The organism is Pseudoduganella chitinolytica (assembly GCF_029028125.1).
Taxonomy (GTDB): Bacteria; Pseudomonadota; Gammaproteobacteria; order Burkholderiales; family Burkholderiaceae_D; genus Rugamonas; species Rugamonas chitinolytica.
On the sequence record NZ_CP119083.1, the window covers coordinates 3,544,310 to 3,566,647 of the forward strand.

The 22,338-nt window shown below is 65.9% G+C and carries 21 protein-coding genes and 1 pseudogene; 14 read left to right on the forward strand and 8 right to left on the reverse strand.

Features of this window, described 5'->3' with window-relative positions; translation table 11 throughout:
• Window position 1: 1 nt before the first annotated feature.
• The 4 genes from xdhA to PX653_RS15595 all read right to left on the reverse strand — a co-directional run bounded on the left by xdhA (window position 2) and on the right by PX653_RS15595 (window position 4,789).
• Window positions 2–1,480, reverse strand: coding sequence for a xanthine dehydrogenase small subunit (gene xdhA, locus PX653_RS15580; RefSeq protein WP_277413685.1), 1,479 nt, complete (start codon window positions 1,478–1,480; stop codon window positions 2–4).
• Between the two features lie 204 nt (window positions 1,481–1,684).
• Complete coding sequence (locus tag PX653_RS15585; protein WP_277413686.1) at window positions 1,685–2,311, reverse strand: GNAT family N-acetyltransferase; 627 nt, start codon at window positions 2,309–2,311, stop codon at window positions 1,685–1,687.
• Window positions 2,312–2,322: 11 nt separating this feature from the next.
• Window positions 2,323–3,273: an allantoinase PuuE gene (gene puuE / locus PX653_RS15590; RefSeq protein WP_277413687.1), complete on the reverse strand. Its 951-nt coding sequence runs from the start codon at window positions 3,271–3,273 to the stop codon at window positions 2,323–2,325.
• The gene (locus PX653_RS15595) at window positions 3,266–4,789 is read right to left on the reverse strand and encodes a carboxylesterase/lipase family protein (protein ID WP_277413688.1); all 1,524 of its coding nucleotides are present in this window, start codon (window positions 4,787–4,789) and stop codon (window positions 3,266–3,268) included. The genes puuE and PX653_RS15595 overlap by 8 nt, the downstream gene beginning before the upstream one ends.
• Window positions 4,790–4,879: 90 nt before the next feature.
• Between PX653_RS15595 and uraH the strand changes: the two genes are divergently transcribed.
• On the forward strand, window positions 4,880–5,233 hold the full coding sequence (gene uraH / locus PX653_RS15600; RefSeq protein ID WP_277413689.1) for a hydroxyisourate hydrolase: 354 nt from the start codon (window positions 4,880–4,882) through the stop codon (window positions 5,231–5,233).
• Here the strand turns inward: uraH and PX653_RS15605 are convergent.
• Window positions 5,218–6,444, reverse strand: a complete 1,227-nt coding sequence (locus tag PX653_RS15605) for a glutamate carboxypeptidase (RefSeq protein WP_277413690.1) — start codon at window positions 6,442–6,444, stop codon at window positions 5,218–5,220. The genes uraH and PX653_RS15605 overlap by 16 nt on opposite strands.
• A 333-nt stretch (window positions 6,445–6,777) precedes the next feature.
• Between PX653_RS15605 and PX653_RS15610 the strand changes: the two genes are divergently transcribed.
• From PX653_RS15610 to PX653_RS15645, 8 genes and pseudogenes are all read left to right on the forward strand, one after another.
• Window positions 6,778–8,049: an HlyC/CorC family transporter gene (locus tag PX653_RS15610; RefSeq protein WP_277413691.1), complete on the forward strand. Its 1,272-nt coding sequence runs from the start codon at window positions 6,778–6,780 to the stop codon at window positions 8,047–8,049.
• 142 nt (window positions 8,050–8,191) lie between these two features.
• On the forward strand, window positions 8,192–9,880 hold the full coding sequence (gene pilB, locus PX653_RS15615; RefSeq protein WP_277413692.1) for a type IV-A pilus assembly ATPase PilB: 1,689 nt from the start codon (window positions 8,192–8,194) through the stop codon (window positions 9,878–9,880).
• A gap of 10 nt (window positions 9,881–9,890) precedes the next feature.
• Entirely contained in the window at window positions 9,891–11,117 is a 1,227-nt protein-coding gene (locus PX653_RS15620) for a type II secretion system F family protein (protein WP_277413693.1), read from the forward strand.
• A gap of 144 nt (window positions 11,118–11,261) precedes the next feature.
• Window positions 11,262–12,140, forward strand: a complete 879-nt coding sequence (locus PX653_RS15625; RefSeq protein WP_277413694.1) for a prepilin peptidase — start codon at window positions 11,262–11,264, stop codon at window positions 12,138–12,140.
• Window positions 12,137–12,759 (forward strand): annotated as a pseudogene (gene coaE / locus PX653_RS15630) (dephospho-CoA kinase). Before PX653_RS15625 ends, coaE begins: the two are co-directional and overlap by 4 nt.
• A gap of 201 nt (window positions 12,760–12,960) precedes the next feature.
• Window positions 12,961–13,716 carry a cell division protein ZapD gene (gene zapD / locus PX653_RS15635; protein WP_277413695.1) on the forward strand — a complete coding sequence of 252 codons (756 nt, stop codon included), beginning with the start codon at window positions 12,961–12,963 and terminating at the stop codon, window positions 13,714–13,716.
• Between the two features lie 12 nt (window positions 13,717–13,728).
• On the forward strand, window positions 13,729–13,908 hold the full coding sequence (gene yacG / locus PX653_RS15640; RefSeq protein WP_277413696.1) for a DNA gyrase inhibitor YacG: 180 nt from the start codon (window positions 13,729–13,731) through the stop codon (window positions 13,906–13,908).
• Window positions 13,909–13,923: 15 nt separating this feature from the next.
• The gene (locus PX653_RS15645; protein WP_277413697.1) at window positions 13,924–15,078 is read left to right on the forward strand and encodes an FAD-dependent monooxygenase; all 1,155 of its coding nucleotides are present in this window, start codon (window positions 13,924–13,926) and stop codon (window positions 15,076–15,078) included.
• 49 nt (window positions 15,079–15,127) lie between these two features.
• Here PX653_RS15645 and PX653_RS15650 read toward each other — a convergent pair whose 3' ends face one another.
• The 3 genes from PX653_RS15650 to argJ are packed head-to-tail and all read right to left on the reverse strand — an operon-like array spanning window position 15,128 to window position 17,624.
• The gene (locus PX653_RS15650; protein ID WP_277413698.1) at window positions 15,128–15,526 is read right to left on the reverse strand and encodes an NUDIX domain-containing protein; all 399 of its coding nucleotides are present in this window, start codon (window positions 15,524–15,526) and stop codon (window positions 15,128–15,130) included.
• On the reverse strand, window positions 15,523–16,389 hold the full coding sequence (locus PX653_RS15655; protein ID WP_277413699.1) for an ATP-binding protein: 867 nt from the start codon (window positions 16,387–16,389) through the stop codon (window positions 15,523–15,525). Before PX653_RS15655 ends, PX653_RS15650 begins: the two co-directional genes overlap by 4 nt.
• A complete protein-coding gene (argJ, locus tag PX653_RS15660) occupies window positions 16,389–17,624 on the reverse strand; it encodes a bifunctional glutamate N-acetyltransferase/amino-acid acetyltransferase ArgJ (RefSeq protein ID WP_277413700.1) in 1,236 nt (411 codons plus the stop codon). The genes PX653_RS15655 and argJ overlap by 1 nt, the downstream gene beginning before the upstream one ends.
• Before the next feature lie 296 nt (window positions 17,625–17,920).
• Here argJ and PX653_RS15665 point away from each other — a divergent pair, with 296 nt between their 5' ends.
• The 5 genes from PX653_RS15665 (at window position 17,921) to PX653_RS15685 (ending at window position 22,184) form a co-directional block, all read left to right on the forward strand.
• Window positions 17,921–18,331, forward strand: a complete 411-nt coding sequence (locus PX653_RS15665) for a type 2 periplasmic-binding domain-containing protein (protein WP_277413701.1) — start codon at window positions 17,921–17,923, stop codon at window positions 18,329–18,331.
• Window positions 18,332–18,645: 314 nt separating this feature from the next.
• The gene (locus tag PX653_RS15670; RefSeq protein ID WP_277413702.1) at window positions 18,646–19,851 is read left to right on the forward strand and encodes a porin; all 1,206 of its coding nucleotides are present in this window, start codon (window positions 18,646–18,648) and stop codon (window positions 19,849–19,851) included.
• 12 nt (window positions 19,852–19,863) lie between these two features.
• Window positions 19,864–20,274, forward strand: a complete 411-nt coding sequence (locus PX653_RS15675; RefSeq protein WP_277413703.1) for a type 2 periplasmic-binding domain-containing protein — start codon at window positions 19,864–19,866, stop codon at window positions 20,272–20,274.
• A 275-nt stretch (window positions 20,275–20,549) separates the two neighbouring features.
• Window positions 20,550–21,764: a porin gene (locus tag PX653_RS15680; protein WP_277413704.1), complete on the forward strand. Its 1,215-nt coding sequence runs from the start codon at window positions 20,550–20,552 to the stop codon at window positions 21,762–21,764.
• 9 nt (window positions 21,765–21,773) lie between these two features.
• Window positions 21,774–22,184 (forward strand): type 2 periplasmic-binding domain-containing protein, encoded by a 411-nt coding sequence (locus PX653_RS15685; RefSeq protein ID WP_277413705.1) that lies wholly within the window; start codon window positions 21,774–21,776, stop codon window positions 22,182–22,184.
• Window positions 22,185–22,338: the final 154 nt, after the last annotated feature.

Genomic DNA, 22,338 nt, shown 5'->3' on the forward strand with positions numbered 1-22,338 from the left:
CTCAGGCGGAACAGGCAAAGGCATTCACGGCGGCGGCGGGCAGCGGCGCGTCGGGACGCGTCTCCAGCCAGAAGCGGCGCAGCAGGTTCTGCGCGGCGCGCAGGCGGTAGGTGCTGGAAGCGCGCATGTCCGTCAGCGGCGCGTAGTCCTGCGCCAGCGCGGCCATGGCTTCCGCTGCGGCCGCCTCGTCCCAGCGGCGGCCGGCCAGCAGCGCTTCGGCGGTGCGGGCACGCTTGGGCGTGGCAGCCATGCCGCCAAACGCGATGCGGGCGGACGCGATGGTGTCGCCGTCCAAGGTGAACGCGAACGCGGCGCAGACGGCCGAGATGTCCTGGTCGAAGCGCTTGGCCAGTTTATACGTGCGGAACGCCAGGGTCAGATTTGAAGCGGCACGCGGCAGCGGCACCCGCACCGCGCGCACGAATTCGCCCTGCTGCAGGTCCTTCTTCATATAGTCCAGGTAGAAGTCTTCCAGCGCCAGCAAGCGGTCGCCGCCGGCGCCCGCCAGCACGACCTGCGCACCCAGCGCGATCAGCCACGGCATCGAATCGCCGATGGGCGAGCCGTTGGCGACATTGCCGCCCAAGGTGCCCGCATTGCGGATCGGCAGCGAGGCGAAGCGCTGGCGCATTTCGCCCAGCTCCGCCTCGTAGTGGTGGCACAGCGCGCCGTAGGCGGTTTCCAGCGAGACGCCGGCGCCGATTTCCAGCATGCCGTCGCGCTCCGCCAGCGTCTTCAGCGCATCCACGTGGCCCAGGTAGATGATGTCGCCCAGCTCGCGCAACTGCTTGGTGACCCACAGGCCCACGTCGGTACAGCCGGCCAGAAGGGTCGCGTTCGGGTTGGCGGCGCGCAGCTGCACCAGCTCGTCCAGCGTGCGCGGTGCCAGGAAGGTCTGGCCGTGCGCGCTGTAGACGGCAAGCCGGTCGCGCTTCAGGGCGGCCAGTTGCTCCGTCAGCCCGGCCGTGTCGAACGCCACCTGCGGCAGCTCCACCATGCGCCTGGCCGCATCGACGATGGGGCGGTAGCCCGTGCAGCGGCACAGGTTACCGGACAGGCAATCGTCGATCTGCTTGCGCGCCGGGGTGGTCCCCTCCAGTTTCAGGTACATGCCCCACAAGGACATCGCAAAGCCGGGCGTGCAGAAGCCGCATTGCGAACCGTGGCACTCGACCAGCGCCTGCTGCACCGGGTGCAGCGTGCCGTCCGGCTGCTGCAGGTCTTCCACCGTAAACAACGCCTTGCCGTCCAGCGTGGGCGTCAACTGGATGCACGAGTTGACGGCCTTCAGTTCCAGCTTGCCGTCGACGACGCTGCCCAGCACGACGGTGCAGGCGCCGCAGTCGCCTTCGGCGCAGCCTTCCTTGGTGCCGGTGCAGTGCAGGTCCTCGCGCAGGTGCTGCAGCACGGTCTGCGTGGGCGCGGCATCGCGCACTTCGTGCACGGCGCCACGGTAGTAAAAACGGATCGGTTCAGACATCTTGGCCTCGGAGTGGTCCCAGCTTTCCAGAGTAGCACCGGCGGGGTTGCCGATTATATGGGTTTTCTGATGAGCGTTATCAGGCAGCTGCTATAGTAAGGATCACGGGCCGGGCACCACCCCACCCGGAAAGCCGGGGTCGGACCCGGCGTGTCGCCCCCCGGTCTCTGGTGTTGGGTGACAAGCCGTTTCGACGCACTCAGCTCACACCGCCACGAACGCCGTCGAGTAATCGGAGATCGTGTCCCACCCCAGCGACCGGTACAACGCCTGCCCGGCCTTTGTTGCCACCAGTATCTCGACGGCGGCGCGATCGAGCCGCGCCTGGCGCAGCGCATGCATCACCCCGGCACCCAGCCCGCGGCGCCGGTGTGCCGGCGCCGTCTCGATGCGGTCGTAGACGAACACGCCGGCCCACTCGGCCGCATGACCGGTGGCCGCCACGGCACCGTCGGCGCTCATGATGCGGACGGTCGTGACGGCGCCCGCGCGGGTCAGGCGCAGCGTGTACCCCGGCGCCAGCGCCACGGCGGCCGGCCAGTCGCCGGCCACCATCACGTAGCGCGGTTCGTCCAGGCGCCAGCGCGGTGGCAGCAGCGCCAGCAGCTCGGCGCCGCTGCCGCACAGCTTCAGGAACACCTGCGGCATCTCGACGGTCGCGCCCAGCTCGCGCAAGCCGTCACAAGGGGCACCAAAAACGTGGCGCCGCAGCTCGCCCGGCCGCGCCGTATCGAGCCGCCAGCCGCCGCGATCCGGCACAGGCGCCGGCAGGCCGTGGCAGATCGAACGGGCCCGCAGCCAGTTGCCGATCAGCTGCGTGGCGACCGTCACCTCAGGTCACCTCAGGCGCCGCCGAACGGGTGGTGCGTGTGCCAGTGCTCGGCGATGTCGATACGGCGCGCGATCCAGACGTCGGGATGGCCCTGCACGTAATCGAGGAAGCGCGCCAGCGCCGCGGCGCGTGCGGGCCGGCCGACCAGGCGGCAGTGCAGGCCGATCGACAGCATCTTCGGCCGGTTCAAGCCATTCGGGTCGCCCTCCGCGTACAGCACGTCGAACGCGTCCTTCAGGTAGTCGAAGAACTGCGTGCCGCTATTGAAACCCTGCATGGCCGCGAAGCGCATGTCGTTGGTGTCCAGCGTATACGGCACGATCAGCTGCGGCGTCACGGCCGGCTGGCCGTCCGCGCCCGTGTGCTCGACCTGCTGCCAGAACGGCAGGTCGTCGCCGTAGTAGTCGGCGTCGTAGCGGAAGCCGCCGTGTTCGACGACGAGCCGGCGCGTGTTGGGCGAATCGCGCCCCGTGTACCAGCCCAGCGGCGCGCTGCCCGTCAGGTCGCGGAGGATGTCCACCGCTTCCTTCATGTGGGCGCGCTCGGTGGCTTCGTCCATATTCTGGTACGAGATCCAGCGCAGGCCATGGCAGGCGATCTCGTGACCCAGTTCCTGGAACGCGGCCACGGCTTCCGGATGGCGCTGCAGGGCCATCGACACGCCGAATACCGTCAGCGGCAGCCGGCGTTGCTCGAACATGCGCAGCAGGCGCCACAGGCCCGCGCGCGAGCCGTATTCGTAAATCGACTCCATGCTCATGTGGCGTGCCGGGAACGCGGCCGCGCCGATGATCTCGGACAGGAAGGTCTCCGAAGCGGGATCGCCGTGCAGCACATTGTTCTCGCCGCCCTCCTCGTAGTTCAGCACGAACTGCAGCGCGACGCGGGCGCCGTTCGGCCAGTTGGCATGGGGGACGTCGCGGCCGTAGCCGACCAGGTCGCGGGGGTAGTCTTTATTCATGATGCTGGCTGTCCTGGAATTCGAAGCGCTCGCGGTCGCGCGGGTTGAAGGCGCCCGACGTCACGTCGATGCGCATGACGTTCGGCGCGGGGTGGTCGACGGTCGGCCAGTGGGGCAGCCCGGCGCCGTTCGGGTTGCCGGTGCGGATGAAGTTGGCGAAGTAGGCCTGCATCGTCGCGGACGCGCGCCGGTCTTCGTCGGTCCAGCGGTACACCTTGTTGCCGTCCAGGTTGCCCAGCGCGTACTCGATCTCGCCGGAGTGGACGGCGCCGCCGTCCGCGCCGGGCCGCGGCCGCGTGAAGTAATAACGGTAAGTCGGCGCATGGGTGCGATGCAGGTCCATCCACTTCCACGTGCCGTAGACAATCCAGCGGTCGCTGGCGAGGTCGCGGGCGGCCTCCTGCACGTCGTAGTCATACGCCCGGGCCGCCTCGCGCGCCTGCTCGCCGTACAGCTTTTCCAGCACGGCCGCAAAGCTCTCCTTTGTCGCGGGCGCCTGCCCCAGCAGTGCGCCGGCATGCATCTCCTGCGAGTTCCAGCCCGCCAGCAGCGGCACCTTGGCGTGCAGGCGGCGCCGGTAGGATTCGATTGGCGGACGGTCGATGACGACGCCGTCGGCCACGATCGAGAACCAGGGCGTGCCTGGACGTCCGGCTGCCTCCAGCAGTTGTGCCGCGGGCAGCGCGCGCAGTTCCGCCAGCGACGCCGCGCCCGCTGCCGTCGCGAAGGCCATGCCCTGCTGCTCGGCCTCGGCGAGCGTCGGCGTCTTCATGCCCAGCACGGAGCCGCTTTCGCCGATGGCCCGCGCAAACAGTCCGCGCGCCTGGGGGTTGATCATCTGCGCGCTGACGGAATACGAGCCGGCCGATTCGCCGGCGATCGTCACCTGCGCCGGGTCGCCGCCGAACGCGGCGATATTGCGCTGGACCCAGCGCAGCGCGGCCGCCTGGTCCATCAGGCCGTAGTTGCCGGAGGCACGCGTGGGGCCCTCGGCCGAGAGCTCCGGATGCGCCAGGAAGCCGAACACGCCCAGGCGGTAGTTGACGGTCAGCGCGACGATGCCCTGGCGCGCCATCGCGGCACCGTCGTAGCGGGGCTCGGAACCGTCGCCCGCGGCCAGGCCGCCGCCGTGGAAGTAGACCAGCACGGGCAGCTTCTTCCCGTCCATCACGGGCGGGGTCCAGACGTTCAGGTACAGGCAGTCCTCGTCGATGCGCGGCGAGCGGAATACCATGTCGGAAAACAGCGCCAGCTGCATCGGGCGGGCCCCGAAGTCCTTGGCGGGACGCACGCCGTTCCACGGCTGCACCGGCTGCGGCGTCTTCCAGCGCAGGGGGCCCACCGGCGGGGCGGCGAACGGCACGCCCTTGAACGTGCGCACGCCTTCGGCATAGGCGCCTTCGATGGCGCCGCCTTCGACCGTCACGACCGTCGGCGCCGCCAGGGAGGCCGCCGCTGTCGCCGTGGCGGCGCACAGCGCGCCCAGCACTCCCGCAGTCAGTAATCTCGTCATCATGTTTTCTGCTTTATCTCCATAAGCGCAACGATATATTGTCCAGCGCACAACAGTATATGATCCGATGAATAATCACATCCAGGAATCGATATGGGAAAACTGACCACGCACGTCCTCGACACGGCCCATGGCCGCCCCGGCGCCGGCGTCACCGTCCAGCTGTACGCCATCCAGGCCGGCAGCCGCCAGCTGCTGAAGACGGAGGTGACGAACGCCGACGGCCGCTGCGGCACGCCGCTGCTGGAGGGCGACGCGCTGCACCCCGGCCAGTACGAGCTGGCCTTCCATGCGGGCGACTATTTCGCCCAGGCCGGCGTCGAGCTGCCGTCGCCCCGCTTCATCGACGTCGTCACGATCGCCTTCGGTATCGCCCACGCGGACCAGAACTACCACGTGCCGCTGGTCGTTTCGCCCTGGTCCTATGCCACCTACCGGGGCAGCTGAGGGTCCTTGCCGAACTGCCGGATCAGCCGCGCCAGCAGGTAGATGCGGGGTGCGATGCTGTCCACTTCCGCATATTCTTCCGCCGTGTGGATGCCGCCGCCAACGATGCCCAGGCCGTCGATGGTGGGCACGCCCGCCGCGAACACGAGGCTGGAATCGGCCGCGCCGCCCGAGCTTTCCAGGGTCAGCTTGCGGCCCAGCTCCGCGTAGATGGCTGACGCCGTGCGCGCCAGCGCATCCGTCGTCGGGCTGGGCGGCATCGGCGGGAAGCTGCGTTTCAGGGCGATCTCCACCCGCGCTTCCGGTACCAGCTGGCGCGCGGCGAGGCGGCGCATGTCGCGCTCGACGCGGTCGAATTCCTCGGGCTGCATCACCCGCACGTCCGCCTGGGCCGTCGCGCGGTCGGGTATCACGTTGCTGCGCTCCCCGCCCTGGACGACGGTCCAGTTGACGGTGGTCTGTTTCGCCTCGTCGCCCAACTGCGACAGTTGCACCAGCTGGTGCGCCGCTTCCAGCGCCGCGTTGACGCCCTGCTTCGGCGCCACGCCCGCGTGCGAGGCCTTGCCGTGCACGGCCAGCTCGATGTCGCCGCTGCCCTTGCGCGAGACGACCAGGCCGTCCGCCGGCCGGCCCGGCTCCAGGTTGAACACGACGTCGTGCTCCTTCGCCACCCGTTCGATCAGCGCACGCGAGCCGTGCGAGCCCGTTTCCTCGTTGGTGTTCAACAGCACCGTGATGCGCTTGAAGTCGTCGAAGCCCTGCTCGCGCAGCGCGGCCAGGGCGTGGATGCCGATGACGATGCCGCCCTTGTCGTCCATGATGCCGGGGCCGTAGGCGCGCTTGCCGTCGATGCGGAACGGGTGCGCCTTGGCGGTGCCGTCGCCGAACACGGTGTCCATGTGGGCGACAAGCAGGATGCGGCCACGGCCCGTGCCATCGAGGGTGGCGACGATATTGTTGGACAGCGCCGGCGTGGCGGCAAACGTCTGGACGCGAAAGCCCAGCCGCGTCAGCTCGGCCGCAGCCACGGCACCCACGGCATCGAGCCCCTTGGCGCTGAAGGTACCGGAATCGATGTCCACGAGTTTTTGCAGCAGCGCCAGCGCCGGCGCCTTGTGCTGCTCGGCCTTGGCCAGCAACGCGGCATCGGGTGCCGCCGCATGTGCTCCGCCCATGACCACCAACGCCACTCCCGCCAGCCAATTGCGCATGCCATTCCCCCGTCATGTCGATCCGACAATGATAGCGGAACCACAGCCAATTGGGGACAGCCTCCTTTTTAGTCGAAATGGGGACAGCCTCCATTTGCGCGGAAATGGGGACAGCCTCCATTTGGGAAATGGTGACAGCCTCCATTTAAAACCGCGAATTCGGAGGCTGTCCCCAATTTAGGAATTGGAGGCTGTCCTTAATTTGCGCGATTTTGCGATGCGGGAATTGGAGGCTGTCCCCGATTTGGGGGTGGGTGCTTTGCTTGCACCGGGTCGGGCGTTCCCGTAGAATCGGGTGCTCTGCGGCCACCACCGCGTACCTCTTCCCACACTTTGGACAACATTCCCTTATGGGTGCAAATCCTTGCACTCGCCTGCCTGATCTTCCTGTCGGCCTTCTTTGCCATGGCCGAAACCGCCCTGATGGCGGCCAGCCGTTTCCGTTTGCGCCACGAGGCAAAACGCGGCAGTAACCGCGCCATCGCCACCCTGTGGCTGCTGGAGCGTACCGAACAGCTCCTGTCCCTTGTCCTGATCGCCAACACGCTGCTGAACGCGATGGCCATCGCCCTCGTCACGGCCATCGCCATCAATGCGTTCGGCCTGGAGGAGCACGTCATCCTGATCTCGACGGGTGTCGTCGTGTTCACGCTGATCGTGCTGGCGGAGATCTCGCCGAAGGTCATCGGCGCGCGCTATGCGGACCAGATCGTGCTGCCGGCCAGCTTCATCCTGCGCCCGCTGCTGCGCGCCGCGCGCCCGCTGATCTGGTTCGTCAACCTGTTTGTCGCCACCCTGCTGCGGCTGTTCCGCGTCAAGCCGGCGCCCAATCCGCACGAGGCGGGATTGTCGTCGGAAGAGCTGCGTTCCCTGCTGCTGGAAAGCGGCAACTTCATTCCGCAAAAGCACAAGAGCATCCTCCTCAACCTGTTCGACCTGGACACCATTTCCGTCGAGGACGTGATGACGCCCCGGTCCCAGATCGAGGCGCTGAACCTGGCCGTGCCCGTGGAGGAGATCAAGGAGCAGCTGACGACGTGCTATCACAACAAGCTGCCCGTCTACAACGGCGAGATCAACCAGATCGTTGGCATCCTGCACGTGCGCAAGGCCGTCGCCCTGCTGAACGAAGAGGACGAGCTGACGGTCGAGCACTTCCGTGCCCTGCTGGCCGAGCCGTACTTCATTCCGCAGGACACGGCCGTGTTCGCGCAGCTGCAGAACTTCCAGGAGAACCGCGAGCGCCTGGCCATCATCGTCGACGAGTACGGCGAGGTGCAGGGCCTGGTGACGCTGGACGACATCATCGAGGAGATGATCGGCGAATTCACCACGTCCACGCCCAGCGCGGCGCGGGCCGACACCTTCGGCTGGGACAGCCGCGGCGAATGCCTGCTGGAAGGCACGACAGCGCTGCGCGACGTCAACAAGCGACTGGGATTAAACTTCCCTACCGATGGACCGAAAACCCTGAATGGCCTGCTGCTGGAATGGCTGCAGGACATCCCCGATGCGCCGATCAGCGTGCGCATTGGCAATTGCATCATAGAGGTTGTTCAGGTGCAAAATCAGTCGATCAAAGTCGTCAAATTGCGACAGCATTGAGCCGTAAACCGACCGCCAACGCTTTACAAAAATGATGCCACAGGGCATCATCGTTTGATCTGGCGGTCCCTTTCATCAATGTAGTTTCGGCATTAGTGTCCCTATGGCAGCAGTCCAACCCCACACGGCGACAGGCGCTTCCATGTCGGGCCTGGCACGTGCCTTGATGCAGGCAGGGCGGCTCACGCCCCCGCAGGCGGACGCGCTGCAAAAGAAATCCCACGCCGACAAGCTCCCGTTCATCGACGTGCTGCTGGCCAGCGGCATCGTCAACGCGCGCGACCTGGCGCTGTTCTGTGCCGAGACGTTCGCTTATCCGATGCTGGACCTGCAGGCGTTCGCACCGGCCGCGCTGCCCGTCAAGCTGATCGACCAGAAGCTGATGCAGAGCCAGCGCGTGGTGGCGCTGGCCAAGCGCGGCAACAAGATGTCGGTGGCGATCTCCGACCCCACCAACACGCAGGCGCTGGACCAGATCAAGTTCCAGACCGAGTCGTCGGTGGAACCCGTCATCGTGCCGCACGACGCACTGGTGCGCCTGCTGCAGGAACTGGGCAAGAGCAGCGAACAGCTGATGGGCGAGCTGGCCGGCGACGAAGGCGAGATCCAGTTCGCCGAGGAACAGGAATCGACGTCCGTGGCGGAAGCGCCGGCGACCGACGTCGAGGACGCGCCCATCGTGCGCTTCCTGAACAAGATGCTGATGGACGCCGTCAACATGGGCGCCTCCGACCTGCACTTCGAACCGTTCGAGAAGTTCTACCGCATCCGCTTCCGTGTCGACGGCGTACTGATCGAGCATGCGCAGCCGCCCATCGCCATCAAGGACAAGCTGGTCTCGCGCATCAAGGTGCTGGCGCGCCTGGACATCTCGGAAAAACGCGTGCCGCAGGACGGCCGCATGCGCCTGATCGTCTCGCCCACGAAGACCATCGACCTGCGCATCTCGACCCTGCCGACGCTGTTCGGCGAGAAGACCGTGATGCGGATCCTGGACGCGACGCAGGCCCAGATGGGCATCGACGCGCTGGGCTACGATCCGGACCAGAAGGCGCTGCTGCTGGACGCCATCGCCCGGCCCTATGGCATGGTGCTGGTGACGGGGCCGACGGGCTCCGGCAAGACCGTGTCGCTGTACACGTGCCTGAACATCCTCAACAAGCCCGGCATCAATATCTCGACGGCGGAAGACCCGGCCGAGATCAACCTGCCCGGCGTGAACCAGGTCAACGTCAACGACAAGGCGGGGCTGACCTTCCCCGTCGCGCTGAAGTCCTTCCTGCGCCAGGACCCGGACATCATCATGGTGGGCGAGATCCGCGACCTGGAGACGGCCGACATCGCCATCAAGGCGGCGCAGACGGGCCACATGGTGTTCTCTACCTTGCACACGAACGACGCGCCGTCCACCCTCACGCGCCTGATGAACATGGGCGTGGCGCCGTTCAATATCGCATCGTCGATCGTGTTGATCACGGCGCAGCGCCTGGCGCGCCGCCTGTGCACGTGCAAGCAGCCGGTGGACATCTCGAACGACCTGCTGCGGCGGGCCGGCTTCAAGGCGCATGACCTGGACGGCAGCTGGAAGCCGTACGGCCCGGTGGGCTGCGAGCGCTGCAACGGCACCGGCTACAAGGGCCGGGTGGGCATCTACCAGATCATGCCGATCACGCCGGCCATCGAGGCGCTGATCCTGGCGCACGGCAATGCGATGCAGATCGCCGCGCAGTCGGAAAGCGAGGGCGTGAAGTCGCTGCGCCAGTCCGGCCTCGTGAAGGTCAAGGCGGGCCTCACCAGCCTGGAAGAAGTGCTGGGCTGTACCAACGAATAGGAAGCGAATGATGGCACGAGAGATGGCACGCGGCGGCAACCAGGTGAAGGAATCCGTCTTCGCATGGGAAGGCAAGGACAAGACAGGCAAGACGGTGCGGGGCGAGCTGCGCGCCGGCGGCGAGGCCGTCGTCAACGTCACCCTGCGGCGCCAGGGCATCATGGTCACGAAGGTGAAGAAGAAGGTGTACCGGTCCGGCCGCAAGGTGACGGACAAGGACATCACCCTCTTCACCCGCCAGCTGGCGACGATGATGAAGGCCGGCGTGCCGCTGCTGCAGGCGTTCGACATCGTCGGCAAGGGCCACGCCAACCCGTCCGTGTCGAAGCTGATCATGGACCTGCGCGCCGATATCGAGACGGGCACGAGCCTGAACCAGGCCTTCCGCAAGTTCCCGCTGTATTTCGATCCGCTGTTCTGCAACCTGGTGGGCGCCGGCGAACAGGCCGGCATCCTGGAAGACCTGCTGACGCGCCTGGCGATCTACAAGGAAAAGACGCTGGCCATGAAGGCCAAGATCAAGTCGGCGCTGACGTATCCGGTGGCGATCCTGGCGGTGGCGTTCATCGTCACGGCCGTCATCATGATCTGGGTGGTGCCCGCGTTCAAGGAAGTCTTCACCAGCTTCGGCGCCGACCTCCCCGCCCCCACGCTGTTCGTGATGGCGATGTCGGAATTCTTCGTCAGCTACTGGTATGCGATCTTCGGTGGGCTGTCTGCGGCGATCTACTTCTTCTTCCAGTCCTGGAAACGCTCGCTGGCGATGCAGCAGGCGATGGACCGGCTGCTGCTGCGCGTGCCCGTGTTCGGCGACGTGATCCGCAAGGCCACCGTGGCGCGCTGGACCCGCACGCTGTCGACGATGTTCGCGGCCGGCGTGCCGCTGGTGGAAGCGCTCGATTCGGTCGGCGGCGCGGCCGGCAACGCCGTCTACCTGGACGCCACCTTCAGGATCCAGAAGGAAGTCTCGACGGGCACCAGCCTGACGGTGGCCATGCAGAACGCCGAGGTGTTCCCGAACATGGTGACGCAGATGGTGTCGATCGGCGAGGAGTCCGGTGCGCTGGACGCCATGCTGGGCAAGGTCGCCGACTTCTACGAGGACGAAGTGGACGAGGCGGTCGCGTCGCTGTCCTCCTTGATGGAGCCGGCCATCATGGTCATCCTGGGCGTCCTGATCGGCGGCCTGGTGGTGGCGATGTACCTGCCGATCTTCAAGCTGGGCTCTGTGGTGTAAGCTTCGGTTTCGGCAGCGGGCCTTTGGCCTGCGCCAACCCAAAGGCTGAGTGCCGGGGTCAGACCCGACGGGTCGGACCCCAGTCCCTGGTCCTGGGTCAATGCTTGCGCAAGTGGCGCGCGACTTACAGACCAACTACCACCCATGCTCCACGACCTCTACCTCTTCGCCCCACCCGCCACGCCAGGCGCCGCCCTCCTCGCCGCCATCTTCGGCCTCCTGATCGGCAGCTTCCTGAACGTCGTCATCTACCGCATTCCCGTCATGATGAAACGCGAGTCGGACAACTACGTGGCGGCCGAATCGGGCCAGCCGCTGCCGCACACGGACCGCTTCGACCTGGTGCTGCCACGCTCCGCGTGCCCGCACTGCGGCCATCGGATCACGGCCATGGAAAACGTCCCCGTCATCAGCTGGCTGGCGCTGCGCGGCAAGTGCAGCCAGTGCAAGGCCCGCATTTCGGCGCGCTATCCACTGGTCGAGGCCTTCACGGGCGCCTTGTCCGCGCTGCTGGTATGGCAGTTCGGCAGCGGCGCCATGGGCCTGGCCGCCTTGCTGTTTGCCTACCTCCTGATCGCGCTGACGTTCATCGATGCCGACACCCAGCTGCTGCCGGACGACCTCACGTTTCCCCTCCTGTGGGCCGGCCTGCTCGTTAACCTGGACGGCACCTTCGTGCCGCTGCAGGATGCCGTGATCGGCGCGGCGGCGGGCTACCTGGTGCTGTGGACCGTGTACTGGCTGTTCAAGCTGGCCACCGGCAAGGAGGGCATGGGCTATGGCGACTTCAAGCTCCTGGCGGCGCTGGGCGCCTGGCTGGGCTGGACCATGCTGCCGACGATCATCCTGCTGTCGTCCATCGTCGGCGCGCTGGTGGGCATCGGCCTGATCGTGTTCGCGCGGCACGGCCGCGGCAATCCCATTCCGTTCGGCCCCTACCTGGCGGCGGCCGGCATGATCGCGCTGCTGTTCGGCGGCCCGATCGCCGGCGCCACCACCCGCCTCCTGGGCGGTGGCGCGTGAACGCGCGCCTCACCGTCGGCCTCACCGGGGGGATCGGCAGCGGCAAGAGCGTCGTCGCGCGCCTGTTCGCCGAGCGCGGCATCGACATTGTCGACACCGACCAGATCGCGCGCGGCCTGACGGTCGCGGGCGGCGCCGCGATGCCCGCCGTGCTGGCCGCATTCGGCGCCGGGTGCGCCGCTGCGGATGGCGCGCTGGACCGCGCGAAGATGCGCGCGCTGGTGTTTTCCGACCCGGCCGCCAAGGCCCGGCTGGAAGGCATCCTGCACCCGATGATCCGCGACGCCGTCTACGCGGCCAGCCTGCTGGGCACGGCGCCCTACGTCATCTTCGACATTCCCCTGCTGGTCGAGTCGGGCACATGGCAGTCGCGCCTGCAGCGCGTGCTGGTCGTCGATTGCCCGAGGAACTGCAGCTGGCGCGCGTCATGCAGCGCAACGGCCTGCCCGCGACGCAGGTCCAGGCCATCATGGCCGCCCAGGTGCCGCGGCAGGTGCGGCTGGCGGCGGCGGACGACGTTGTCGACAACGGCGGCGAACTGGCCGCGCTGGCGCCCCAAGTGGACCGGCTGCATGCGCAGTACATCGAAATGGCCGCACGGTACGCGAGAAACAATTAACAACGTTTGTATTTTTGCCTCTCATGGTTCAGAATCACGAGAATTCTTTCAGGGAGCTCGGGAACGCTGAAGTGAGCGTCCTCGCCTGTCCGCAGCGCAGCCAGTTGCGCGCCAGTTTCGCGCCGTCCGCACTGCGCCGCCAGGCGCGGCGGGCGCCGTTGCCGAGTTCCCTTTCCAGGTCTACCAACAGAGGGATTCACTTTGATCGTCTATGAATATCCTTTCAACGAGCGTATTCGCACGTTGTTGCGGCTGGAAGATCTGTTCGAAAAATTCAAATTCTTCGTGCATCAGGAACATCCGATGCAGCACCACGTGGCCCTGTCCACGATCTTCGACATGCTCGAGGTGGCGGGCCGGGCCGACCTGAAGTCGGACCTGCTGCAGGAGCTGGAGCGCCAGCGCCAGACCTTGCTGGGCTACCGCTCCAACCCCAACGTGCAGTCGGAAATGCTGGATGCCGTGCTGGGCGAGGTGGATGCCGTCGCCAGCGCCCTCGTCGCGGCGCAGGGCAAGACGGGCCAGAACGTGCGCGACAACGAGTGGCTGATGAGCATCCGCGGCCGCACCATCATCCCTGGCGGCGCCTGCGAATTCGACCTGCCCTCGTATTACGCGTGGCAGAAGCGCCCGTTCGAGGAACGCTTCAACGACATCATGACGTGGTTCACGCCGCTGGCGCCGCTGTTCGACGCGCTGGCACTGGTGCTGCGCCTGCTGCGCGATTCCGGCGGCGCCAAGAAGATGATCGCCAACGCGGGCAGCTACCAGCAGATGTTGCAGGGCAAGGTGTACCAGATGCTGCGCCTGACCGTCGACGGCGCGCTGGGCGCCATCCCCGAGATCTCGGCCAACAAGTACATGCTGTGGGTCCGCTTCACCACCCAGGGCGGCGACCTGAAACCGAAGCCGCTGGAAGAAGACGTGCCTTTTGAACTGACCCTTTGCGCCTTTTAAGATTCAAGAACCATGCCTACCGTTGTTGACTGCCCTACCTGCGGCAAGAAAGTGGAGTGGACGGAGAAGAACAAGTTCCGTCCCTTCTGTTCCGAACGTTGCAAGCAAATCGACCTGGGTGCCTGGGCCGAGGAGAAGTACGCCATCCCGGCGGCCGCGCCCGCCGATCCGCTGGATGACGACAAGCAGTAGGCATCGCGCACCCACGTGCAAATCCACATCATCGGGGCCGGCATCGCCGGGTTGGCGAGTGCGATCGCGCTGACGCAAGCCGGCCACGCCGTCACCGTCCATGAGCGCAACCGCGACCCGTACGGCGGCGGTGGCGGCATGGTGCTGTGGCCCAACGCCAGCTTCGTCCTCGACCAGCTGGGCCTGCTCCCGGCCGTGGCCGCCATTGGTGGCGTGCCGCAGGCCATGCGCCGCCTCGACCGCCAGGGCCAGCTGCTGCAGTCGCTCGACATCGGCATGCTCGACCGGGAGATGGGGTATGCCAGCCATGCCGTGTTCCGGCGCGACCTGATGCGCATCCTGGCCGACTGGCTGGCGCGCCACGCGGTTCCCGTCCACTACGGCGTCGCCGGGATGACGCTGCGCTCAGGTGCCGATGGTCATGCCTGGCTGGAACGCGCCGACGGCAGTACCATCCAGGCCGACTTGCTGCTGGGCGCCGACGGGCGCAAGCACTCGATCAGCCGGCAGTTCGTGCTGGGCGAGAACCAGCCGCGCTTCCAGGGATTCGTCAACTGGGTCGGGGCCGTGGAGCTGGACAGCGACATGGCGAGCGAACCGGGCGTGCAGGATTTCTGGGGCATCGGCGAACGCTTCGGCGCGGTAGCCGTCACGCCGCGCAAGCTCTACTGGGCTGCGGCCGCGGTCGCGCCCGCGCCAGACCGGTTGCCGGCCTTCGACGACCTGTATCAACGCTTTGCCGACTGGCCCGCGCCGATCCCGGCGCTGCTGCGCCAGACGCCGCGCGCGGATATCCGGCTGATTGCCGTGCACGACGTCGACCCGGTGCCATGCTGGCACCGCGCCAATGTGCTGATGCTGGGCGACGCGGCGCACGCGTCGCTGCCGACCTCCGGCCAGGGCGCTGCCCAGGCGCTGGAGGACGCATGGCACCTGCCGCGTTGCCTGGCAGCGCACGCGGGCGACATCGACGGGGCGCTGGCCGCTTTTACCCCGCTGCGTGCGCCCAAGACGCAGGCCCAGGCACTGGGCGCGCGGCAGTTCGCCGCCGACCTGTTCATGACCGATGCAGAAGAATGCGCGCGGCGCGATGCACGCGCGGCCGGGCAGGACATGGGTGCGCTGGTGACCGGGATGGCGCGGGGATGGGCGAGTGGCTTGCCGCTGTGATTCCCGGGGTCCAAACCCGGGAAGACCCCTGGTGTCAGGGACCAGTGTTTTAGCCGTCGCGGCCGATCCACTGCAGCAGCGGAATCGTGGCCGGCAGCAGCGGCTCGACACTGACCTCGCCCTGCCACGCGAAGGCCTGCCCTTCCAGGCTTTGCGGCTCGCCGCGCCAGTCGCGGCTGATGAAGAAGTGCAGCCGTACGTGGGCGTGTTCGTACACGTGTTCGACGCCGCACCATTCCTCGGCCGACAGCACCTCGATGCCCAGCTCTTCCATGAATTCGCGCTTGAGCGCGTCCAGGATCGTCTCGCCCGGATCCACTTTCCCGCCCGGGAACTCCCAATAGCCCGCGTAGGGCTTGCCGGCCGGGCGCTGGCCCAGCAGCACGTCGCCGTTCGGCTTCATCAGGATGCCCACCGCCACATCGACCGGTTTGGCGGGCGCGCTCATGCCAGCTTCCCGGCGTAGTCGCGGGCGAACTGCCATGCCACGCGGCCCGAACGCGAGCCCCGTTGCAGGGCCCAGCGCAGCGCGTCGCCACGCGCTTCATCGACCTGCTGCGGCGTGCAGCCGAACGACGCCAGCCAGTGCGCCACGATGTCCAGGTAGTCGTCCTGCTTGAACGGATAGAACGACAGCCACAGGCCAAAGCGCTCCGACAGCGAGATCTTCTCCTCCACCGTCTCGCCTGGATGCAGGTCGCCGTCCTCATCGTGGCGGTAGCTGGCGTTGTCGGACATCCGTTCCGGCATCAGGTGGCGCCGGTTCGACGTGGCATAGATCAGCACATTGTCCGACTGCGCCGTGATCGAGCCGTCCAGCGCCACCTTCAGCGCCTTGTAGCCGCTCTCGCCTTCCTCGAACGACAGGTCGTCGCAGAACACGACAAACTTCTCCGGCCTGCGGGCCACCAGGTCGATGATATCCGGCAGGTCGGCCAGGTCGGCCTTGTCCACCTCGATCAGGCGCAGGCCGTCGGCCGCGAAGCGGTTCAGGCAGGCCTTGATCAGCGAGGACTTGCCGGTGCCGCGTGCGCCCGTCAGCAGCACGTTGTTGGCGGGCCGGCCCTGCACGAACTGCAGCGTGTTCTGCTCGATCTGGGCCTTCTGGGCAGAGACGTTGTGCAGGTCGTCCAGCGCGATGCGCGAGGCGTGCGCAACGGGCTGGAGCCAGCCGGCCGCGCTGCCCCGCTTGCGCCAGCGGAACGCGCTGGCCGCCTGCCAGTCCGGCGCCGGCACGGCCGGCGGCAGCAGCGCCTCGACCCGCGCCAGCACCTGCTCGGCGCGGGCGAGGAATTGCTCCAGTGACGTCATCAGGATCGGTAGTCGGCGTTGATGGAGACGTAGTCGTGCGACAGGTCGCACGTGTAGACGGTGGCACGGGCGGCGCCACGCGAAAGCTTGACGCGCACGGCGATCTCGCTCTGCTTCATGACGCGCTGGCCGTCTTCTTCCTTGTAGTCGGGGTTGCGGCCGCCGTCCTTGGCCACCCATACGTCGTCCAGCCACAGGTTGATCTTCGAAACGTCCAGTTCCACGCCGGCATAGCCGATGGCGGCCAGGATGCGACCCAGGTTCGGGTCGGAGGCGAAGAACGCCGTCTTGACCAGCGGCGAGTGCGCGATCGAATAGGCGATCTTGCGGCATTCCTCGACCGACTCGCCCTCTTCGACGGTGATGGTGATGAACTTGGTGGCGCCTTCGCCGTCGCGGATGATGGCCTGGGCCAGGAACACGGACAGCTCCGTCACGGCGGCGGCCAGCTCGCGGTACGCCGGCGAGTCGAACGAGTTTACTTCCAGCGTGCCGGCGCCCGTGGCGATCAGCATGAACGAGTCGTTGGTGGACGTGTCGCCGTCGATCGTGATGCAGTTGAACGACTGGTCGGCCGCTTCCTTCACCAGCTGGTCCAGCACGCCCTGCGCGACTTTCGCGTCGAACGCCAGGTAGCCCAGCATCGTTGCCATGTTCGGCTTGATCATGCCGGCGCCCTTGCTGATGCCCGTCAGCGTGACGGCGTGGCCGGCGATCGTCACCGCGCGCGAGCCGGCTTTCGGCTGCGTGTCCGTCGTCATGATGGCTTCGGCGGCGTTGAACCAGTTATCCGCCTGCAGGTTCTGCACGGCCGCCGGCAGGCCGGCCTTGATCTTCTCGACTGGCAGCGGCTCCAGAATGACGCCGGTGGAGAACGGCAGGATCTGCTGCGCGTCCACGCCCAGTTCGCGCGCCAGTGCGTCGCAGGTGGCCTTGGCGTTGGCCAGGCCCGCCTCGCCGGTACCGGCGTTGGCGTTGCCCGTGTTGACCAGCAGCGCGCGGATCGGCTTGCCGCCCGCCTTGACGGCGGCCAGGTTGTCCTTTGAGACCTGCACGGGTGCGGCGCAGAAGCGGTTCAGCGTGAAGACGCCCGCCACCGTGGCGCCTTCGGCCAGTTTCATCACCAACACGTCCTTGCGGTTCGGCTTCTTGATGCCCGCTTGGGCGTAACCGATCTCGATGCCCGCGACGGGCTTCAGGTCGGCGGCGACAGGAATGGGGGAATTGACGGCCATGGTGTTGTTCTCGTGCGAATGAAAGGAAGCGCTATTGTAATCCCTGCAGCATTTCCCGCACGCGGCGACCAGGGCCCGCGGCTTCGCCTGTTTCATGCCATTTCAACCAGGAAAGTTCTCGGAAAACGACACTAAGTTTTCTTATGAATATCGTTTCACCGGATTTGATTGATGCGCCCCCGGCTCTCGCCTATCGTAGAGAAACCGAAGGCGCGCTGCGCCGCCAACCGTGAATTGTCACCGTCAATCGTCACCGTCGTTTCCGCCGGCGCGGACAAAGTCTGAAGGAGTTATCCATGAAAAAATTGCTGTCTACCCTGCTCGTGGCTGCCGTGGCCGCGGCCGCACTGCCCGCCGCCGCCGAGACCGTTGTCATCGTCAGCCCGAGCAATCCCGCCAGCCGGATGTTCTCCGAGCAGGCCGCCCAGTTCTTCCTGGGCAAATCGGCACAGTTCACGCCGATCGACCAGGCCGAAGGTTCGGCGATCCGCACCGAGTTCTACAAGAAAGTGTCGAACATGGAAGCCAGCCAGGTCAAGGCTGCCTGGCTGAAGCTGGTATTCACGGGCAAGGCGACTGCCGAGCCGAAGGAATACAAGTCGGATGCCGACGTCAAGAAGGCCGTTGCCGCCGATCCGAAAGCCATTGGCTACATCAACAAGTCGTCGGTGGACGATACCGTCAAGGTGATCCTGACGCTGCAGTAATGCTGGCAACCATTGCCCCAAAGCCCGGCTCGTGCCGGGCTTTTTCATTATGAGCCCGGGAATCGGGTGCCTGGTGTCAGGCATTCTCTTCGGGTCGCCGCCCCGCAGACAGTGCCCGACGCCGAGGGTGTACTCGAATATCTGATATTTCAGGTTTGAATATTACACACAAATACAACATAAGGGTGTCTATGTTGTATCCTGTGGGAAATAGTTGTTGCAAGGCACCATAATGCTCCGTTAAGGTAGCGTTCTCGCACGACGCCGCGTGCCCTGGCAGCGCGGCAGCGCAACGAACAACCATCGGATATCACATGAAACACACACTGATCGCCGCAGCCGTCCTGGCTGCCACCTGCCTGCCCCATGCCCAAGCTGCCACCCTGGGCGGCGACAACCTGACCATCAGCGGCTTCGGCACGCTGGCGGCGGCACGCAGCAATACGGAAGATGCGCGCTTCACCCGCTCCAATCAGCGCGAAGGCACGGCTGGCACCACGACGATCGGCCTCGATTCCAACCTGGGCCTGCAGGCGACCTATACGTTCAACGACAAGGTCTCGGCCACCACCCAGATCCTGTCGCGCAAGACCACTGGCGACAGCTTCACGACCGAACTGGCGTGGGCGTTCGTCAAGTACCAGGTCAGCGATGAAATCGCCGTGCGCCTGGGCCGCGTCGTGGTGCCGTCGTTCCTGATCTCGGACTACCAGAACGTGGGCTACGCCAATACGATGATGCGTCCGCCCGTCGAAATGTACGGCCAGAACATCATCGAGACGGCCGATGGCGCCGACATCAACTGGCAGCACAGCTTCGGCGAAACCAACGTGACCGCGCAAGCCGTGGTCGGCGTGGCACGCGGCAAATCCTGGGTCTCATCGAATCAATCCGAACCGCGTTACCAGGCTGGCACCGCCGGCTTCGCGATCAGCGCCGAACGCGGCCCGATCACGCTGCGCTTCGCACACGTGCAGGCCAAACTGAAGGCCCCGGAAGCCGATCTGATCAACGCCCTGACCAACACCGTGACGGCTGTCGGCTTCGCCCAGCTGGGTCGCGACATTACCGTGGCGGAAGCCAAGCGCATCGCGTTCACGTCCGTGGGCGTGCTGGCTGACTGGAACAATATCGTCGTGCAAGCCGAATACGGCCGCCGCAGCGCCAAGGAGCCTGTCTACCTGACCGACAGCGACGCGTGGTACACGATGGCAGGGTACCGCTTCGGCAAGGTGCTGCCGTACTATGCGCACGCCAAGTGGCACGGCAAGGGCTCCAACGTCGAGACGCCAGCCGCGCTGAGCCGAATTCCCGCGCTGAACGCCGCAGTGCAGGGCCTGCTGGCTGGCGGCGAGCAATCGTCCGATATCGTCGGCGTGCGTTGGGACTTCGCCAAGTCGGCCGCGCTGAAAGTGCAGATCGATCGCGTGAAGTCCGGTGCCAACAATGGCTTCCTGCGCAACGTCAAGAGCGACAACGGCGTGACCGTCGTTGCCGCCGGTGTCGATTTCGTATTCTAAGGACAGGACCGTATGAAAAAAGTACTGATTTCCCTGCTGGCCGTCGCCGCCGTCGCGAGCGCCCCGCCCGCTGCCGCCGAGACCGTCGTCATCGTCAGCGCCAAGAACCCGGCCAGCCGCATGTTCTCGGAACAGGCTGCCCAGTTCTTCCTCGGCAAATCGACGATGTTTACGCCGATCGACCAGGCCGAAGGTTCCGCCATCCGCAACGACTTCTACAAGAAGGTCGCGGACAAGGACGCTGGCCAGGTCAAGGCCATCTGGTCCAAGCTGGTGTTTACCGGCAAGGCCACCGCGGAGCCGAAGGAGTTCAAGTCGAACGCCGAGGTCAAGAAGGCCGTGGCGGACGATCCGAAAGCCATCGGCTACATCGACAAGTCGGCCGTGGACGACACCGTCAAGGTCATCCTGACGCTGCAGTAACCGTCATCGCATCTCCCATGAAAACCCGGCCGCGCGCCGGGTTTTTTCATTGAGGACGATGTCAAAACGACTGCACTCACCCTGTAAAGTTCACAAAAAACGACAGAAGATTTCATTAAATATATCGGTTCCGAATTTTTCATTGATACCCCACAGCAATATCAACTAAGGTAGCACCTGCATGCACGACATCGTGTCGAAACGCTTCCCCACCTCCGCAGCGGCGCCACGACAGCACTACCCCAACACCCAAATACTACGATCGGACACCGAGCATGAAACAAAAACTGTTAGTCGCATCCATCCTGGGCGCCCTGTGCGTCGCGCAAGCCACTGCAGCCTCCCTGGGCGGCGAGAACCTGACGATCAGCGGCTTCGGCACCGTCGCGGCAGCCAAGAGCAATACCGAAGACGCGCGCTTCACCCGCGTCAACCAGCGCGAAGGCACGGCCGGTACCAACACCTTCGGCCTGGACTCGAACCTGGGCCTGCAGGGTACGTACACGTTCAACGACAAGTTCTCCGCCACCACGCAGATCCTGTCGCGCAAGACCACCGGCGAAAGCTTCACGACCGAGCTGGCGTGGGCCTTCGTCAAGTACAAGGTCACCGATGAAGTCGCCGTGCGCGTCGGCCGCGTCGTGGTGCCGGCCTTCCTGATCTCCGACTACCAGAACGTGGGCTACGCCAACACGATGATGCGTCCGCCGATCGAAATGTACGGCCAGAACATCATCGAGAACCTCGATGGCGCCGACGTCAACTGGCAGCACAGCTTCGGCGACACCAACGTGACCGCCCAGGCCGTCGCCGGTATCGCCCGCGGCAAGTCCTATGTGCCGACCGACCGTTCCGAAGTGCGCTTCCAGGCCCCGGCCTTCGCCGTTGCCGTCAGCGCCGAACACGGTCCCGTGACGCTGCGTTTTGCCTATGCCGAAGCCAAGCTGAAGGCACCGGGCGTCAAGCCGATCGTTTCGCTGACCAACACGCTGACGAGCCTGGGCTTCCGCCAGCTGGCCAACGACATCTCGATCGAAGAAGGCAAGCGCATGTCGTTCACGTCCGTCGGCTTGCTGGCTGACTGGAACAACATCGTCGTGCAGAGCGAATACGGCATGCGCCGCGCCAAGGAACCCGTCTACCTGTCCGAGAGCGATGCCTGGTACGTGATGGCCGGCTACCGCTTCGGCAAGATCCTGCCGTACTACACCCATGCCAACTACGAAGGCAAGGGTGCCGCCGTGACGGTGCCTGCCGCGCTGGCACGCATCCCGACCTTGAACGCCGGCGTGCGCAACCTGCTGGCCGGTTCGGAGCAGAAAACCGACACCATCGGCGTGCGCTGGGACTTCGCCAAGTCCGCCGCCGCCAAGTTCCAGATTGACCGCGTCAAGCCGGGCGCCAAGAACGGCTTCCTGACCGACGTGAAGCCCGCCGGCGTGGGCAAGAACGTGACGGTCGTGGCCGCGGGTGTCGATTTCGTCTTCTGAGGATAAACAATGAAAAAAACCATCGTCTCCCTGATCGCTGCCGCCGTGACCGCGGCAGCCCTGCCGGCTGCGGCAGAAACCGTCGTGATCGTCAGTGCCAAGAACCCGGCCAGCCGCATGTTCTCGGAACAGGCTGCTCAATTCTTCCTCGGCAAATCAACGATGTTCACGCCGATCGACCAGGCCGAAGGCTCCGCCATCCGCAACGACTTCTACAAGAAGGTGGCGGACAAGGACGCCGGCCAGGTCAAGGCTGCCTGGTCGAAGCTGGTCTTTACCGGCAAGGCCACCGCGGAACCGAAGGAATACAAGTCGAACGCCGAGGTCAAGAAAGCCGTGGCGGATGATCCGAAAGCCATCGGCTACATCGACAAGTCGGCCGTGGACGACACCGTCAAGGTCATCCTGACGCTGCAGTAAGCCCCGTCCCACGCAGTACCGCAAGCCCGGCCCAGTGCCGGGCTTTTTCATGGGCGGGCGCTGTGCAACGGCCGAGGCCGTGTCCCACCGCGGTGCCTGACCCCGCGGTGGGACACGGGCTCTTCCGCCCGCCAACGGCCGGGTTCGTGTCCCA